This is a genomic window from Neobacillus sp. 19 (genome assembly GCF_049463095.1).
In the GTDB taxonomy this organism is placed as follows: Bacteria; Bacillota; Bacilli; order Bacillales; family Cytobacillaceae; genus Neobacillus.
Genome location: NZ_JBMPZU010000058.1, coordinates 235,825 through 253,671 on the forward strand (window position 1 = coordinate 235,825; position 17,847 = coordinate 253,671).

Annotated in this window: 16 protein-coding genes and 1 riboswitch; of the genes, 2 read left to right on the plus strand and 14 right to left on the minus strand. The window is 41.1% G+C overall.

The genetic code is table 11. From position 1 onward, the window contains the following. Window positions 1–11: 11 nt before the first annotated feature. Window positions 12–620 carry a succinate dehydrogenase cytochrome b558 subunit gene (locus ACO1D1_RS18920; protein ID WP_149871182.1) on the minus strand — a complete coding sequence of 203 codons (609 nt, stop codon included), beginning with the start codon at window positions 618–620 and terminating at the stop codon, window positions 12–14. A 412-nt stretch (window positions 621–1,032) separates the two neighbouring features. Here ACO1D1_RS18920 and ACO1D1_RS18925 point away from each other — a divergent pair, with 412 nt between their 5' ends. Beyond that, complete coding sequence (locus tag ACO1D1_RS18925; protein WP_149871183.1) at window positions 1,033–1,488, plus strand: YslB family protein; 456 nt, start codon at window positions 1,033–1,035, stop codon at window positions 1,486–1,488. A 96-nt stretch (window positions 1,489–1,584) separates the two neighbouring features. Here the strand turns inward: ACO1D1_RS18925 and ACO1D1_RS18930 are convergent, their stop codons facing one another. The 13 genes from ACO1D1_RS18930 to zapA form a co-directional block, all read right to left on the minus strand. Next, window positions 1,585–2,799: an aspartate kinase gene (locus ACO1D1_RS18930; RefSeq protein ID WP_149871184.1), complete on the minus strand. Its 1,215-nt coding sequence runs from the start codon at window positions 2,797–2,799 to the stop codon at window positions 1,585–1,587. Window positions 2,800–2,913: 114 nt separating this feature from the next. Continuing rightward, window positions 2,914–3,091, minus strand: a riboswitch (Lysine riboswitch). Between the two features lie 70 nt (window positions 3,092–3,161). Continuing rightward, on the minus strand, window positions 3,162–4,934 hold the full coding sequence (uvrC, locus tag ACO1D1_RS18935) for an excinuclease ABC subunit UvrC (RefSeq protein WP_149871185.1): 1,773 nt from the start codon (window positions 4,932–4,934) through the stop codon (window positions 3,162–3,164). A 338-nt stretch (window positions 4,935–5,272) separates the two neighbouring features. After that, the gene (trxA, locus tag ACO1D1_RS18940; RefSeq protein ID WP_149871186.1) at window positions 5,273–5,587 is read right to left on the minus strand and encodes a thioredoxin; all 315 of its coding nucleotides are present in this window, start codon (window positions 5,585–5,587) and stop codon (window positions 5,273–5,275) included. A 279-nt stretch (window positions 5,588–5,866) separates the two neighbouring features. After that, window positions 5,867–6,844: an electron transfer flavoprotein subunit alpha/FixB family protein gene (locus tag ACO1D1_RS18945; RefSeq protein ID WP_149871187.1), complete on the minus strand. Its 978-nt coding sequence runs from the start codon at window positions 6,842–6,844 to the stop codon at window positions 5,867–5,869. 42 nt (window positions 6,845–6,886) lie between these two features. Beyond that, on the minus strand, window positions 6,887–7,660 hold the full coding sequence (locus ACO1D1_RS18950; RefSeq protein ID WP_423336701.1) for an electron transfer flavoprotein subunit beta/FixA family protein: 774 nt from the start codon (window positions 7,658–7,660) through the stop codon (window positions 6,887–6,889). Between the two features lie 111 nt (window positions 7,661–7,771). Then, window positions 7,772–8,545: an enoyl-CoA hydratase gene (locus tag ACO1D1_RS18955; RefSeq protein ID WP_423336702.1), complete on the minus strand. Its 774-nt coding sequence runs from the start codon at window positions 8,543–8,545 to the stop codon at window positions 7,772–7,774. Window positions 8,546–8,556: 11 nt separating this feature from the next. Next, on the minus strand, window positions 8,557–9,153 hold the full coding sequence (locus ACO1D1_RS18960; protein ID WP_423336818.1) for a TetR/AcrR family transcriptional regulator: 597 nt from the start codon (window positions 9,151–9,153) through the stop codon (window positions 8,557–8,559). Window positions 9,154–9,328: 175 nt separating this feature from the next. Continuing rightward, complete coding sequence (locus ACO1D1_RS18965) at window positions 9,329–11,035, minus strand: AMP-binding protein (protein ID WP_423336703.1); 1,707 nt, start codon at window positions 11,033–11,035, stop codon at window positions 9,329–9,331. A 233-nt stretch (window positions 11,036–11,268) separates the two neighbouring features. After that, complete coding sequence (locus tag ACO1D1_RS18970) at window positions 11,269–11,673, minus strand: DUF350 domain-containing protein (RefSeq protein WP_149871191.1); 405 nt, start codon at window positions 11,671–11,673, stop codon at window positions 11,269–11,271. An 18-nt stretch (window positions 11,674–11,691) separates the two neighbouring features. Further along, window positions 11,692–14,049: an endonuclease MutS2 gene (locus ACO1D1_RS18975; RefSeq protein WP_423336704.1), complete on the minus strand. Its 2,358-nt coding sequence runs from the start codon at window positions 14,047–14,049 to the stop codon at window positions 11,692–11,694. 123 nt (window positions 14,050–14,172) lie between these two features. Then, window positions 14,173–15,894 (minus strand): DNA polymerase/3'-5' exonuclease PolX, encoded by a 1,722-nt coding sequence (gene polX / locus ACO1D1_RS18980; protein ID WP_423336705.1) that lies wholly within the window; start codon window positions 15,892–15,894, stop codon window positions 14,173–14,175. A gap of 72 nt (window positions 15,895–15,966) precedes the next feature. Then, window positions 15,967–16,521, minus strand: coding sequence for a CvpA family protein (locus ACO1D1_RS18985; protein WP_149871194.1), 555 nt, complete (start codon window positions 16,519–16,521; stop codon window positions 15,967–15,969). Window positions 16,522–16,526: 5 nt separating this feature from the next. Then, window positions 16,527–16,787, minus strand: coding sequence for a cell division protein ZapA (zapA, locus tag ACO1D1_RS18990; protein ID WP_149871195.1), 261 nt, complete (start codon window positions 16,785–16,787; stop codon window positions 16,527–16,529). A 97-nt stretch (window positions 16,788–16,884) separates the two neighbouring features. Here zapA and rnhC point away from each other — a divergent pair, with 97 nt between their 5' ends. Then, window positions 16,885–17,835: a ribonuclease HIII gene (gene rnhC, locus ACO1D1_RS18995; RefSeq protein ID WP_423336706.1), complete on the plus strand. Its 951-nt coding sequence runs from the start codon at window positions 16,885–16,887 to the stop codon at window positions 17,833–17,835. The last annotated feature ends 12 nt before the right edge of the window (window positions 17,836–17,847 follow it).

A 17,847-nucleotide genomic window follows, 5' to 3' on the forward strand; every position in this document is an offset into this window, starting at 1 on the left:
ATAGTTATTTATTAAACAAATGCGATTAATGTTTGAATGGCAATAAATGATAGAATCACAAAAACACCAATTGTCACATATGTAGATATGACTTGTGAACGTGGTGACACAGTAATCCCCCAGCTAACCAGGAATGACCATAAACCATTGGCAAAATGGAAAATAGCTGAAAGGATACCTACTAAATAGAAAACGAACATAAATGGTGATGAAAGAATATCATGCATCATATCATAGGATACCTCAGCACCAAATGCTGCAGCCACACGAGTTTGCCAAACGTGCCATGCAATAAATATCAGTGTGATGACTCCTGTTACACGCTGCACCATGTACATCCAGTTCCTGTATGTACCAAACCTGTTAACATTGCTGCTTGCCGTAAAAGCAATATAAAGTCCGTAAATTGCATGAAAAAGAATTGGTAAATAAATAACTACTGTTTCCAGGACAATCCGGAATGGCAGACTTCCCATAAAACCTGCAGCCTTATTGAAGGATTCCGGTCCTCCTGTGATAAAATGGTTGACTACAAGGTGCTGTATCAGAAATACTCCGATTGGAATAACGCCCAGCAACGAATGCAATCTGCGATAAACAAATTCTCGATTACCCGCCATTACTTTACCCCCCTTGAATTTTTAAACGTGATGTTATGTTTTTCCCCTAACAAGATCCTTAACTTACCACCACTGTGACAATTATGTGACATGTCCATTTTACTCCCAACATCCTAGAGCGTCAAGAAAACGGATACACAATCTTTAGTAAAAAATAAAATTTTTAAAATATATTGATATTATAATAGAATGTATTGAAACGCTTAATAGACTTGTCTTTTTCTAAAAAAAGCAGTATTTTTTCACCCTCATTTACCAACATCTTACTGTTGGTAATTTTACCTTTTAGGAAAAGATAATTATGATGATAAATAAGATTACATATTGTACAATAACATTATTTTATCTTGAAAACAGTAATGAACTTTAACACAAATTGTATATAATAGAATGATAGAAAGAGGGGAAACATGTGAAAGAAAGTACTGTTGTAAATTTGAATGAAAATGACACTGAACCACGAACTATACCGATATTCGGATATGAGTTAATCCGGGAATACCTGTTGCCGGAGATTCTTGGAAAGGACACTCCTGAAATCTTATATTGGGCAGGGAAACGTCTCGCTCGGAAATTCCCGTTGGCTGATTTTGATCAGGTTATTGAGTTTTTTGCTAATGCTTCTTGGGGTCAGCTTCAACTTAAAACAGAAACAAAGCACGCAATTGAAGTTGAATTAGCCAGCCCGTTAATTGTGTCTCGTGTAAAATCAAAAGCAGAGCACTTTTTCCAGCTTGAGGCCGGTTTCCTAGCCCAGCAAATTGAGCTCCAAAAAGAAGTCATCACCGAAGCCTTCGAGCACCCTGTCAAAAAAGCAAACAAGGTCCAATTCACCATTAAATGGGATCCAAAAGACCCCACCAAATAATAGCCGCAAACTTACCAATGTACTATATTCACGTTAAGTAGGGTGACAGGCACCTTAATGGTGCCTGTCACCCTTTTTACTATTAACAGCCTCTTACTATTTACCTAGTTCGAATGCTGAGTGTAGTGCTTCTACTGCTTGGAGCATATGTTTTTCTTCGACGACAGCTGATACTTTTATTTCGGATGTGCTGACCATTTTGATTTGGATGTTGTTTGCAGCAAGTACTTCAAACATTTTTGCTGCTACACCTGGGTTTGAGACCATCCCTGAACCGACAATCGACACTTTAGCTAATTTATTCTCTGCATCGAGCTGTTCATACCCCAGGACTCCTTTATTATCCTCTAGAACCTTTAATGTCTCTAATAAATCATTTGTATGAATGGAGAAAGATAGGTTAGCTGTTCCACCCTCTGTTGTGCTTTGAATAATAATATCAACGTTAAGATGATTCTGCGCTAATGTGGTAAAAATTGTCGATAAACTTGTTAGTGAATTGGTTAGTCCCAGTACCGTTACCTTTGTAATTTCATCTTCAAATGCGACCCCGCGTACCACTAAATTTTGTTCCATTGTTGCTTCCCCCTCAATGACTGTTCCCTCTATTTTCTCCATGCTCGAACGAACCTCAAGCTGAACCTGATAGTTTTTCGCAAATTCCACTGCTCTTGGATGAAGGACACCCGCGCCTAAATTTGCGAGCTCCAGCATTTCATCATACGAAATAGATAATAATTTGCGTGCTTCTTTCACATACCTTGGATCCGTAGTAAACACCCCGGTCACATCGGTATAAATATCGCACTTATCCGCTTTAAGTGCTGCAGCTAATGCCACTGCAGTCGTATCAGAACCCCCGCGGCCAAGCGTGGTAATTTCACCGGTTTCTGTGATCCCCTGGAATCCGGCAACAATAACCACTTTCCCTTCTGAAAGCTGGCTCTGGATTGCTTCCGTATTTATCTTTGAGATTCGAGCATTTCCATGAACCGGTTCCGTTACAATTCCCGCCTGCCATCCTGTATAGGATACGGCTTCAATCCCTTGTTGATTTAAAGCCATCGATAATAAGGAGATTGTCACCTGCTCCCCTGTGGATAACAACATATCCATTTCCCGTTTATTTGGCTGTTTAGAAATTTCTTTCGCAAGACCGACAAGATGATCGGTTGATTTCCCCATCGCCGACACAACGACAACGACATTATTACCCTGATCTTTTTCCTGTTTCACACATGCTGCCACATTTAAGATTCTTTCTACACTACCGACGGAGGTTCCTCCGAACTTTTGGACGATCAGCCCCATGATTTCCCCTACTTTCGATTATTCCTTTTATCTTTCCCTTGAAAAAATAAAAAAAGCAATGAGAGGGCATCTCATTGCTTCATACACACGAAAAAATAAATTCTCGTACACACAATGTAAGATAGCTCTCCAAGACACAAGTCTTGACAATCCTGCATTTATTCAATGCAGAACCAGCAAAGAAAGAAATGAGACCTTCTTCACTTCGGCGAACATCCCCTTTCATGATTCTTCCTTGAAGCTCATCCTTCTCAGAATCATTACTATTGAAGCTCGCACCTCTACCTTCACTTTAGTACTTAAAAGTGATAGTAAATTAAATTTTCACTCATTATAGCATGTTACATTTTTTCTGACAATGTTTATGAATGAAGTTTTTTCATTAATTCCTCCACAACATTCACCGGAATGCCCAGGGCCCGAAATTCTTCGAACGTAGCATCCTTCATTTTCTTCACAGAACCGAATTGCTTCAACAATTGTTTTTTCCGTTTTTCACCAATTCCCGGAATATCGTCCAGCAAGGATTGGAATACACCTTTCCCTCGGAGTTGACGATGGAAGGTAATAGCAAAGCGGTGAACTTCATCTTGAATCCTTTGCAATAAATAAAATTCTTGGCTATTCCTTGCAAGCGGGACTATTTCCAATGGATTTCCATAAAGAAGCTGGGATGTTCTGTGTTTCTCATCCTTAACAAGCCCTGCAAGCGGGATATCCAACCCCAGCTCATTTTCTAGTACATCTCTTACGGCCTCAACATGTCCTTTTCCGCCATCAATGATAATTAAATCTGGAAGCGGCAATTCATCTTTCAATGCTCTTGTGTATCTTCTTCTTGTAACCTCTCTCATTGACTCATAATCATCAGGGCCTTTAACCGATTTGATTTTATATTTTCGGTATTCTCGCTTATTAGCCTTTCCATCAGTAAAAACGACCATCGCGGAAACAGGGTCCGTTCCCTGAATGTTTGAGTTATCAAATGACTCAATCCGGTGCGGGGTATAAATCCCAAGAAGTTCTCCAAGGGTTTCGATTGCTTTGATCGTTCGTTCTTCATCTTTTTCAATCAAGGAGAATTTTTCATTTAAGGCAATTTTGGCATTCTTTATTGCCATTTTGACGAGATCCTTTTTTTGTCCGCGCTGCGGCTGCAGCACTTTGACTTCAAGCAGCTGTTCTGCCATTGATAAGTCTACTTGATCCTGAATCAGAATCTCCTTTGGCTTGAAGTGATTTGCTTTTGTGTAAAATTGGCCAAGGAAGGTTAATATTTCTTCTTCCGGTTCATTGTAAATGGGAAACATGGAAACATCCCGCTCAATGAGCTTTCCTTGACGTACAAAGAAGACTTGAACACACATCCAGCCTTTATCCACGGCATAGCCAAAGACATCACGATCAGTAAAATCTGTCATCGTTATTTTTTGCTTCTCCATGATGGTTTCAATATGAACGATTTTATCACGAAATTCCTTTGCCCGTTCAAAATCAAGTTCCTCTGCGGCAGCAGTCATTTTTTCCGTAAGCTCTTTTTTAATTTCCTTATACCCGCCATTTAAAAAGCGCGTAATTTCATCGGTCATCTGCTTATACTGTTCCTCGCTCACTTCATTGACACATGGGGCGAGGCACTGCCCTAAATGGTAATAAAGGCAGACTCGGTCAGGCAATGTGGAGCATTTGCGCAGCGGGTAAATCCGATCGAGTAGTTTTTTGGTTTCGTTAGCCGCACCGACATTCGGGTAGGGGCCAAAGTATTTGCCCTTATCCTTTTTTACTTTTCGTGTAATGATCAGCTTCGGATGCCTTTCAGCTGTCAGTTTAATAAACGGATAGCTTTTGTCATCCTTCAGCATGATATTGTATTTTGGATCGTACTTCTTGATAAGGTTTAATTCCAGTAAAAGTGCTTCTATATTCGAAGAGGTAACAATATATTCAAAGTCCTCAATTTCGTTGACAAGTCTTAATGTTTTGCCATCGTGCGAACCGGTGAAATAGGACCGAACACGGTTCTTCAGCACCTTTGCTTTCCCCACATAGATGATGGTTCCCTGACGGTCCTTCATTAAGTAGCAGCCAGGCTGATCAGGCAGCAGTGTCAGTTTTTGCTTTATCGTTTCATTCATTTCCGGCCACCCCACTCCGTCTTTTTTTGGCTATCTTATAAAATAGTAATGCAAACGGCACATAAAGGGAAGTAGGAAGGCAGTTCATTTACCGATTGAGGTATTTTTTATGGGTTTCGGTCAATGTAACGGGGTTTCATTTACCACTTGGCCGTCTTTTTCGTGATTTGGTCAATGTAATAGGGTTTCATTTACCACGCGGGCTTCTTTTTTCTTTAGATGGTAAATGAACTTTTTATCTAGCTGCCACATTCATCTTTTTTCCTACTTTTAGTTACATAAAACGCAAAAAACCTTAGCGGGAACGGTCTCCAGCTAAGGTTTTTTCACTTTAGATCTTATACGTGTTTTTCTAATACGCTTGCTAATGCTTCTTTTGGTTGGAAGCCGACTACCTTGTCAACGACTTCGCCATTTTTCATTACTAACAAAGTTGGAATGCTCATAACACCAAAGTTAGCAGCAGTTTGTGGATTGTCATCCACATCAAGCTTTGTGATTTTCACTTTATCGCCCATATCAGCGTCAAGTTCTTCAAGAACTGGCGCGATCATTTTACAAGGTCCGCACCATGGTGCCCAGAAATCTACAAGTACAAGCCCTGATCCTGTTTCAGAAGCAAAATTTTGATCTGTTAAATGTGAAATAGCCATTTTTTATTTACCCCCTATATATTACTGAAATACTACCGAAAGTATAACATCGATTGGAAAATCACGCTAATAAATTGCTCTACATGTTATTTTCCCCTTAACGTTGAAAATTAAACAAAAAACGAACGGATTATTCCGCTCGCTTTTATCCTATTGTCAAGCTCCAGCGCCTAGGGGGTCTGGGGCATAAGCCAATCCGTCAGGAAGGTTAAAGAACAACCTTCCCGCCCGTTCGTCATATGCCTGTCGCCACTGGTCAAGGCGCTTCCGCTTTTCTTATTATGAATGTACTTTAAGCTTTTTAAACTCTTCTGTTAATAATGGCACGACTTCAAATAGATCGCCAACGATTCCATAATCAGCTACCTTGAAAATGTTTGCTTCAGGGTCTTTGTTGATCGCAACAATAACCTTGGAGTTAGACATACCGGCTAAGTGCTGAATGGCTCCGGAGATTCCGCAGGCAATGTACAGGTCAGGCGTAACTACTTTTCCAGTTTGTCCGATCTGCAGGGAATAATCACAGTAGTCCGCGTCACAGGCACCACGTGAAGCACCGACCGCTCCGCCAAGAACGTCTGCTAATTCTTTAAGCGGCTTAAATCCGTCAGCACTTTTCACCCCGCGCCCGCCAGAGATAACCACTTTCGCTTCGCTTAGATCCACGCCTTCACTTGCTTTTCTTACTACTTCTTTAATGATGGCACGAAGGTCTTTAATATCAACAGCTAGTGAGGAAACCTCTCCGCTTCTGTTTTCATCCTTTTCTAATGGAGCAATGTTATTTGGACGAACGGTTGCAAATATTAAACCGTCTGTCACAATCTTCTTTTCAAATGCTTTTCCGGAATAAATAGGTCTGGTAAAGACGATATTTCCTCCGGCAGCTTCAACTGCTGTTGCATCGGAAATGAGACCGGATGAAAGTTTCCCGGCAATTCTAGGTGCCAAGTCTTTTCCAAGCGCGGTATGGCCTAAAACCAAACCTTCCGGCTTTTCTTGATCAATAACAGCTAATAATGCTTGCGCATACCCATCAGATGTATACTGTTTTAGTTTATCATTCTCAACAACGACCACACGGTCCGCTCCGTTTTGAACGAGTTCTGTACCTAAAGCGCTTACAGTTTCACCGACTAATACTCCTACAACTTCTCCACCCTCTGCAACCGTTTTTGCCGCAGCAATTGCTTCGAAAGAAACGTTACGTAATGACCCGTCACGAACTTCTCCTAATACCAATACTTTTCTTGACATGTAAGTTTACCTCCTGAAAAAACAATTTTTATGTGAATTCGCTTAAATTACTTTTGCTTCGGTATGAAGAAGGTGAACAAGCTCTTTAACCTGATCATTTAACTCGCCGGATAAAACTTTTCCAGCTTCTTTTTTGGACGGCAAATAGATTTCGATTGTTTTTGTTTTTGCTTCGACATCCTCTTCTTCAAGGTCAAGATCATCCAATTCTATTTCTTCAAGCGGCTTCTTTTTCGCTTTCATAATACCCGGTAATGATGGGTAGCGGGGCTCATTAAGACCTTGCTGCGCCGTGACTAATAGCGGCAGGCTTGTTTCGATTACTTCCGCATCCCCTTCCACATCGCGCGTAACTGTTACGCTTGTTCCGTCAATTTCGAGCTTCGTAATGGTTGTTACGTAAGGAATGTTTAGCAGTTCTGCCACACGAGGGCCAACCTGACCGGAACCGCCGTCAATCGCAACATTTCCTCCTAAAATTAAATCAGCCTCTTTATCCTTTAAGTATTCAGCAATGACTTTTGCAGTTGTAAATTGGTCACCGTTTTCGACATCATCTTCAATATTAATGAGGACAGCTTTATCCGCACCCATTGCAAGTGCTGTACGCAATTGCTTTTCTGATTCTTCATTGCCAACAGATATAACGGTTACCTCTCCGCCATTGGCATCGCGGACTTGGATTGCTTCTTCAATTGCATATTCGTCATAAGGATTAATGATAAACTCTGCACCATCCTCATTGATTTTCCCAGCAGATATCGAAATTTTTTCTTCCGTATCAAAGGTTCTTTTCATTAACACATAAATGTTCATGTTTGTGGTCCCCTCCATATTTCCGAGCATTCGCTCAGTTTGAAAGATTAAGAAAATTTTTTAGAAAAATAAATGTATACAACTTCTTAAGCAGGAATCCTGCCTAAGAAGTTATTCACCTGTAAAGTTTGGTTCCCTTTTCTCAAGGAAGGCCTGGATGCCTTCTTTTGCATCTTTTGAGACAAACACTTCGCCAAACAGTTCTGCCTCTTTTTCAGTTCCTTTATAAAACTCTTCTGTTTTCGCATAGTTTAATAATTGAATGGAAGCACTAATCGAGACAGGGCTTTTCTTAGCGATTTTTCCTGCTAACTTATAAGCCTGTTCAAATACTTCGTTTTCTGGAAAGGCTTGATTTGCCAGCCCATGCTGGACTGCCTCTAAACCAGTAATAGGCTCAGACGTGAACAGCATTTCCGCCGCTCGGGCGACCCCTACATATTTTGGCAAGCGCTGTGTGCCGGCAAAACCGGGTATTAACCCAAGCTGAAGCTCCGGAAGACCGAGTTTAGCTGTTTCACTGACATATCGGATGTGGCAAGCCATTGCCAGTTCAAGACCGCCGCCTAGGGCTGCCCCATGAATGGCCGCAATAATCGGTTTTGGAAACTTCTCCATGCGGTCAAATAAATCCTGTCCAAACTTACCCAAGTTAGCAAACCCTTCAGAGGAACTAACCGTGGTAAATTCTTTGATATCCGCACCAGCAGAGAAAAAGCGTCCTTCACCATGGATCACAATCGCTCGAATTTCTCGGTTTGGCTCAATTTCATCCAGTACACCCGACAGCTCCCGTAAAAGGCCTGAAGAAAGAGCATTTGCCGGAGGACGCTGAATCGTGATCGTCGCAATATTGTCTTGATGCGACCATTTTAAATAGTCCAAAATTTCTCCCCCTATTCTTTTACTTGTCCGCCCCCGCATCCATTTATTAAAAGACGATGGACTGGGGATGCCAGAGCAAGCAAATTATACTTTTCCTCGTTCATCACCCAAGATGTTACCGTTTCATCAATGGTGCCGAAAATCATTTGCCGGGCAAGGCGAACATCAAGGTCAGGTGAAAACTCTCCCTTGTCTTTGCCTTCTAAAATAATCTTATCAATCACCTGTAAGTAACCTTTTAAAATGTTATTAATCCGGAGCCGTAAATCCTTGTTGGATTGACGCAATTCCAGCTGGGTTACAATGGCAAGATGATGATCCTCATATAGCAGGCTAAAATGCGCTTCGATCATCATTAATAACTTCGCCGCCGCTGTCCCATTTCCTGCTATCATTTGATCTATTTTTTCAATGAAGTTTCCCATTTTTTCTTCAAAGAGTGAGATGAGGATGTCTTCTTTGTTTTTAAAATAAAGATATATCGTGCCATCTGCCACTCCTGCCTGTTTCGCAATTTTTGAAACTTGCGCTTGGTGGTAACCATTTTCGGCGATGGCAATGACCGCGGCATCAATAATTTGCATATATTTCGGCTTACTTTTTTTCAACATGTATCCCCCCTTTGAAGTACATTACTACATTTGCAAAAAGAAAAATATGAATGAATCATCATTCATATTTTAATAATAAAATTTTAATTTATTCCTGTCAAGAATTTCTGTTCGAACTTTATTATCCTATAATAAAATATATTTTGAGACAAGCCTTTATGTTCAAAAAAAATTAGGCGTGCTTTTGGCTTTCTTCCTCTATTTTTCGTTTCTCTTCTTCTACAAGCATTCTTCGTAAAATTTTTCCTACGGCCGTTTTCGGCAATTCTTCTCTAAACTCATATAATCTTGGCGCCTTATATGACGCGAGATATTTTCGTGCATATTGGTTCATTTCATCTGCTGAGAGGGTAGATCCTTTTTTTAACACAATATAAGCTTTTACGGTTTCGCCGCGATATGGATCTGGAATCCCGGCGGCCACGGCTTCAAGTACATCCGGATGCTCATATAATACTTCTTCAATCTCTCGAGGATAAATATTATATCCGCCTGCAATAATCATATCCTTTTTGCGATCGACAATATAAAAATATCCCTGCTCATTCATATAACCCAGGTCACCTGTATACAGCCATCCGTCATGAAGGACCTCCTTCGTTTCTTCAGGACGATTCCAATAGCCTTTCATAATTTGCGGACCTTTAATGATAATTTCACCAATTTCCCCGACAGGCAATTGTTCCCCTGTTTCAATTGAGACGACTTTTACATCCGTATCAGGATATGGAACACCGATACTGCCCTTTACTCTTTCCACGTCCCATAGGAAATTGGAATGTGTGACAGGTGATGCTTCCGACAAACCATAGCCTTCGACAAGCTTGCCTCCGGTTACTTCCTCAAATTTCTCCTGGACTTCAAGCGGCAGCGGAGCCGAACCACTTATACAGGCTTCAATGGAGGATAAATCATATTTTTTTAAGTCGGGATGGTTTAATAGGCCTATATAAATAGTTGGTGCTCCCGGAAATAGCGTTGGCCTCTGTTTGTGTATGGTTTTTAACGTTGTCAGTGCATCAAATTTTGGAAGTAAAATCATTTTACAGGACATTTTAATCGATAAGATCATACAGACAGTCATTCCATAGACGTGAAAGAAAGGTACGATGCCAAGCATCGATTCTTCTCCCGGTTTGGCTTTGTATAGCCATGCCTCACTCATGGCTGTATTGGACACTAAATTTCTATGCGTCAGCATGACACCTTTTGGAGAACCAGTTGTTCCTCCTGTATATTGGAGCAGCGCAATATCTTCCTCGGGATTAAACTCGTATGCAGTTAACTCTTTTGGACCCTCCTTTAGAATTTCCGTCAATAAATGAGAGGATCCCCCATGCTTTACTTTCACAACAATACCGTATTGTTTTTTTTGAATAAAAGGATAAATGAGATTTTTGGGAAATGGCAAGTAGTCTTTGATAGCGGTTACAATAATGTGTTGTAAATTAGTCTGCGGCATAACTTTTGAGACTCTTGGATAGAGGATGTCTAAGGTGATAATGGCTTGGGCTCCAGAATCTTTCATCTGATACTCTAGTTCACGTTCGGTATATAATGGATTTGTTTGAACGACGATGCCGCCCGCCATTAATATACCAAAATAGCTTATAACCGCCTGTGGAGTATTAGGAAGCATGATCGCAATTCGATCGCCTTTTTTCATTGCCAGATGCCCCTGCAGATAACTTGCAAAACATAATGCATCATCAAAGAGCTTTTTATAGGTCATTTCTGTCCCCATAAAGTGAATCGCTATTTTTTCCGGAAACTCTTTTGCTGCTTTTACAAGATAATCCTGGACGAGTTCTGAAGAGTATTCAAGTGTGGCAGGAATTTCTTTCGGATAAATATCCAACCATGGTTTTGACTCCAACACACATAACCTCCCTTTTGTATATTTAATTATAAAAATTCTAAACTCTCTTATATTATAGTACAGTATTTCACAATAAACAATTGAAGTTATTGCAAAAAAAACACCGCTGATTACGATCAGCGGTGCATTCTTATTAAACAAAAAACACTAAATATACGATGCCAATAAGTAAAAACAAGCCGCATAATCCAATCAGTACCTTTGCCAATGTTTCCACTGTTTTTCTCCCCTTACTAAATTCCTGCACCAATTACATATGATAATCCAATTGAAATCATTAGCGAAATAAATCCAACAGCACGGTTATCATTTTGGATTTCCTCGTCAATCTTAAATTTTGGCGTTAAAAATTCAAAGATAAAATAGCCTGCTAATAAAAGAACAAAGCCGTAGATCCCCCAGCCGACCATTTCAAGCAATGAATTGTGCTCCTCCACCGACGCTCGGAATATATTGGCGACACCGAATATTTTCCCTCCGGTTGCCATCGCTACTGCCAAATTTCCTTTTTTAATTTCTTCCCAATTTTTATACTTGGTTACCATCTCAAAAACCGCTAAAAAGACAACCATGCAAAGAATAACAACACTATAATAAGCTGCAATTTGAATATATTCGTTCTCCCAAAACTGGTTCATAACCTTATCTCCCCGACATTATTTAAATTCTACGATGGTTACGCCCGAACCACCTTCTCCGGCTTCTCCAAAGCGAATTTTCTTGACGGAACGATGGTTTCTTAAGTATTCTTGGACGCCCTGCCGTAATGCCCCAGTCCCTTTCCCGTGAATAATCGATACACGAGGATAACTGGATAGAAGGGCATCATCAATATATTTCTCCACCTTCAACAGAGCATCCTCATACCTTTCACCGCGAAGATCCAGTTCCAGTTTTACGATTGATTCCCGCCCTTGAACAATCGCCATTGGTCTTGTTTCTACCGGTTTTGGTGTGCTGATATATTCCATATCCTTCTCTTTTACCTTCATTTTCAGAATGCCAATCTGAACCTGCCATTCATTTGTTGAAACCCTTTCAACCAACGTACCTTTTTGGTTAAACGTTAAAACCTTTACTTCATCGCCCGGCATATAGGTATGTTTTTTATTTTTCTTATTGGTTAGATTTACTGACTTCTTAATTTCCGGTGCCGCTTCTTGGAGGCGTCTTTTGGCATCAATTAATTCATGCTCCTTAATCTCCGCATGTTTTTCCGTTCGCATTTTGCGTAGATCACGAATGACCTTCTCTGCCTCGTCTTTTGCCTCATCAACGATATCTGCTGCCTTTTCGGCCGCTTTTTCAAGCATAGCGTCTTTCTTCTCGTAAAATTCAATCATTTGTTTTTGCAAATCTTGATGAAGCTTTTCTGCCTGTTTTAAATAATCCCTGGCTTCCTGCTGTTCAATTTCCGCCACCCGTTTACTTTCCTCCAAGGAGGCAATCATCTTATCGATTTGGTTCGTATCTTCGCTTACATGTGAACGTGCAGCTTGAATGACACGATCATTCAATCCTAATCGCTTCGAAATTTCAAAGGCATTACTTCGGCCGGGAACGCCGAGAAGCAGCTTATACGTTGGACTCAAGGTTTCGACATCAAACTCGACACTGGCATTCAGTACACCTTCACGATTATAGCCGTATGCCTTTAATTCCGGATAATGGGTTGTGGCAATGACTCTTGCCCCCCGCCTGTGCACTTCATCTAATATGGAAATGGCCAAGGCTGCACCCTCTTGCGGATCCGTTCCCGCCCCCAGCTCATCAAATAACACAAGACTGTTAAAATCGACACTGTTAAGGATGTCGACAATATTGACCATGTGCGATGAAAATGTACTTAAGCTCTGTTCAATCGACTGTTCATCACCAATATCGGCATAGACGGCATCAAAAACGGCAAGCTCAGATCCGTCCAGTGCAGGCACCTGCAATCCTGCCTGCGCCATTAGGCAGCACAAGCCAAGCGTTTTTAAAGTGACGGTTTTCCCCCCGGTATTTGGACCAGTAATAACAATGGTGGTATAATCCGTCCCAAGCATAATGTCATTGGCAACCACTTTATCGATAGGAATAAACGGATGCCTTGCTTTATATAAGGAGATTCTCCCATCATGATTCATCGCCGGCTTAGATGCCTTTATTTTTTTTCCATATCTTGCTTTTGCAAAAATAAAATCCAAATTGGCTAAAACATCAACGATTACATGTAGTTCGTTCTCATGCTCAGCAACATTTGCTGAAAGCTCTGTTAGGATCCGTTCAATTTCAAGCTGTTCCTTCACACGAATATCTTGCAATTGATTATTCAATTGGACAATCACTTGAGGCTCGATAAATAGCGTTTGCCCCGATGAGCTCTGGTCATGAATAATCCCGCCATAGTGGCCACGGTACTCTTGTTTTACCGGAATGACAAATCGGTCATTTCGAATCGTGATAATCGCATCAGAAAGCATCTTAGCCGCATTCGAGGAGCGAATCATGCTTTCCAATTTTTCACGAACACGGGACTCATTGGATCTGAGCTGATGCCTTAACGAGCGAAGCAGCTCACTCGCACCGTCTAACACTTCACCGCTTTCATCAATGGCATGTTTGATTTCCTGCTCCAGGTTTGCCAGCGGAATAATCCGTTCTACCTGCTCCAATAAAATGGGTAATTCCGTTCTTTCCGCAGCGATATCCTCAATAAACCGCTTCATCTGGCGGCTGGCATGAATGGTGCTGGCGGTTTGGTTTAATTCATGCGGACTTAAGATTCCGCCAATAACCGATCGTTTAATATGGGCACGGATATCATGTATCCCCGATAACGGGACATTTCCTTTAATGCGAAAAACCGTTGCCGCTTCATCTGTTTCTGTTTGAAGTCTAACCACTTCTTCAAAATCAGTGGATGGCACGAGGTTGATAATTTTTTCTCTCCCCAGTGGGGAAGCGGCATGCTCGAGCAGCTGCTCTCTTACCTTGGTGAATTCCAATACCTTTAGTGCTCTTTCGTGCATGGAGTGTATCCTCCTTATCTATTATGTAAAGTAAACTCGCCGACTGGCAAGCCCCAAGGGCGAAGACAGAGGCGTAGTTGCACTTATGCGATATAGGAAAGTATAAACTTTTAGACAAAAAGTTTATACTTTCCTATTAGCCAAAAATTCCAGCAATTCATTTTTATCAAGTGCATTTATTACTGATGATTTTCGAATCCAGCCTTTTTTGGCTGCAGAAACGCCGATTTCCATATGCTTTAAGGTGTCCATTTGATGGGCATCCGTATTGATGAGAATTTTCACACCCTCGTCCTGGGCTTTTCGTAAATATTCAGCAGCCAAGTCCAGCCGATTGGGATTTGCATTTAATTCTAAGGCCGTTTTGGTTTCTTTCGCCAATTGGATCAGCATGTCGATATCAACATCGTAGCCTTCACGGCGGCCAATTTTTCTGCCGGTTGGATGGGCAATTAAATCCACATGGGCATTTTCCAGTGCTGTCTTAAGTCGATCCATGATTTTTTCCCTTGGCTGGGAAAAGGCCGAGTGGATTGACGCAATGACAAAGTCCATTTCGGCAAGTATGTCATCCTCATAGTCCAATGTACCATCTGGAAGGATGTCCATTTCAACACCAGAAAGAATAAGAAAATCATCATATTTTTCATTTAGCTTTTTAATTTCTTCTTTTTGCTTTAAAAGCCGTTCTCTTGTGAGTCCATTCGCCACCTTGAGGAATTGTGAATGGTCCGTAATAGCCATATATTTATATCCTCGGTTCCTGCAGGCTTCTGCCATTTCCTCAATCGTGTGGGCGCCATCACTCCATGTTGTATGCATGTGAAGGTCCCCTTTAATATCGCTGAGCTCGATTAATGCTTCATTGGCAGAGAAAGCTTCCACTTCCTTGCCATCCTCCCTGATTTCCGGCGGGATCAAAGGAAAATCAAAATGCTTGAAAAATTCTGCTTCAGATGCAAAGGTGAGGATTTCCCCGGTTTCCACGTTTTCTACACCATATTCACTGATTTTTTCTCCGCGTTCTTTCGCCAGCTGCCGCATCCGGACGTTATGGTCCTTTGAACCGGTGAAATGGTGCAGGGTGGTGATAAATTCCTCCGGTTTTACAAGACGAAAATCGACGGAAACATCATAATCAAGCGCAAAAACAAGGGAAACTTTTGTATCTCCAGCGCCAATCACTTCTTTAATGTTCGGAAATTGTAATAGTTGCCCGCGGACGATTTCCGGATTGGTTGTAGCAATGATAAAATCCAGGTCTTTGATTGTTTCTCTCATTCTTCTTAAACTTCCCGCTCTTGAAAAACGGTCAATTTCCGGCAATTCTGCAAGTCTTGCTTCAATTCGCTCGGCAATGGGAAGCATGTAGGCAAGCGGCAGTCTTTCGGGTTTTGTCCCGACATTTGCTATAGCGCTTAAAATTTTTTCCTCTGTCTTTTTGCCAAACCCAGCAAGGGCTTGTACTTTCCCTGCCATACAGGCTTCCTTTAAACTGGTGACATCTACCACTTCTAACTCTTTATATAGCTTGGCAATCTTCTTTCCGCCAAGACCGGGTAGCTGCAATAATGGAATTAACCCTGAGGGAACCTCCTCCTTTAGCTCTTTTAAAACGGAGGATGAACCTTCTTTTATGTACTCACCAATTACAGCGGCCGTGCCTTTGCCAATACCTGAAATTGTTGTAAAATCTTCTATCTCTGTTATCGCGCGCTCATCGGTTTCGAGTGCATTTGCTGCCTTGCGAAAGGCAGAAATTTTGAACGGGTTTTCTCCTTTTAATTCCATATATATCGCAATCGTTTCTAATAAACGAATGACTTCTTTTTTATTGACTTCCATTTTAAGCACCTTCCCTCAAGTTTAGCATCTTCATTTTACCTTATTTAAGGCGGTAAAAGAAAAACTTCTCTGCTATAGAGAAGTCGAAGCAGCTGTATATTCAATCCACAAGCTCTTAATTTGCTGTGAAAGGATAGGAGTGTGGTTCACAATTGCTTTTGCCATGAATGAATGTTCCAAATAATTTTGAACCAGTCCGATTGGCAGTAAGGCACCAATATATAATAAAATAAAAATAATTAAATAGACTTCACAAAAGCCGAGGATTCCGCCAGCAAATACATTCAGCTGCTTAAGTACCGGCAGATGGGCAACAAAGTCCAGCATTGATCCAATAATTTGAAATAACACTTTTACGGCAAAAAAGATAATCACAAATGCAATCGCGCGGTAAAAAGCCGTCTCCATGTTGCTTGAATCGGTTAATATTTTTAATGTCGTCCCTTCACCAAAGTTTGGATAAGGGACCCATAGTGTTAATTTGGGTGCCAGCTCGTCATAGTATGAATAGGCTGCAATATATGCAATAATAAAACCTGTTAAATGAACAAGCTGCAGAATAAAGCCCCTTTTAAGGCCGACAAAGAATCCGATGATTAAAAAAATGATAATGGCTAAATCTAACATAATTTTTAGTCCTTTTCTTTTTGTAGTTCCGCTTGCAGCCGTTCTAATTGATCTTTTATTTTAATATAATCATTGACTGCATTTACTGCTGTTAATACAGCAAGTTTGCTTCCATCCAGATTTGGATTCTTGGAATGTATTTCGCGCATTTTGTCATCAACTAACGATGCCACAAGTCGAATATGACTTGGGCTCTCCGTACCCATAATGATGTATTGCTGCCCGTATATATCAACGGTTGTTCGGTGTTTTTGTGAATTTGACAACTTTAAAGCCTCCATTCAAGAATCCTACTCTATACTATAACACGAATGAATAGAAGTCGAAAAGTCTAAACAATTTTAGAAATGTGGTGTTTTTTCAATGGGAAATGTTGTACTTCAAATGGATCTGGCTAAAATTAGCGAAATGAAAACCTATTACGGGAAGCAGCTTTTAGATAAGAACATACCTGGGGGTGTGTTTGCAGCGAAAACTCCAGCCTGTATGATTACGGCCTATAAATCGGGAAAGGTCTTATTTCAAGGGAATGATTGCGAGAAAGAAGCTGGTAAGTGGAGCAGTGCCAGTTCCGTTGGGAAAAAGCCGGCAGCTGCTTCTAAAGTAAAATCCGCAGCGAAAGGCGATCTGCCGGCAGGCATCGGCGGAATGTCGGCCATCGGTTCAGATGAGGTCGGCACAGGTGACTTTTTCGGTCCGATTACTGTTGTTGCGGCGTATGTCAGGAAAGAAGATATCCCATTATTAAAGGAATTAGGTGTGCGGGATTCGAAGGACTTAAATGACGAAAAAATCGTGGCGATTGCCAAGATCATCAAAGACGTTGTACCATTCAGCCTGATGACGTTAAAAAACGAAAAATACAATCAGGTTCAGCAGTCAGGAATGTCCCAAGGGAAAATGAAGGCCATCCTGCATAATCAGGCAATCTTAAATGTCCTTGGAAAAATTGCACCCGCAACCCCAGAAGCGATTCTGGTTGACCAATTTGTGCAGCCGGCTACCTATTTTCAGCATTTAAAAGGTCAGAAAGCCGTTGCTAAAAAGGACGTTTATTTTAGCACGAAGGCAGAAGGTATTCATCTTGCCGTTGCCGCTGCCAGCATTCTTGCCCGCTATGCCTTTATTCAATATATAGATAAGCTAAGCGATGCGGCGGGCTTTAAAATTCCAAAAGGGGCCGGGGCACAGGTGGATGTTGCGGCCGCAAAACTGATTTTGAGTAAAGGGCGCGACATCCTGCCGTCTTTTGTCAAGCTTCATTTTGCGAATACAGATAAAGCTTTGGGAATTGCAAATAAAAAATTTCGTTGACGAATATATATA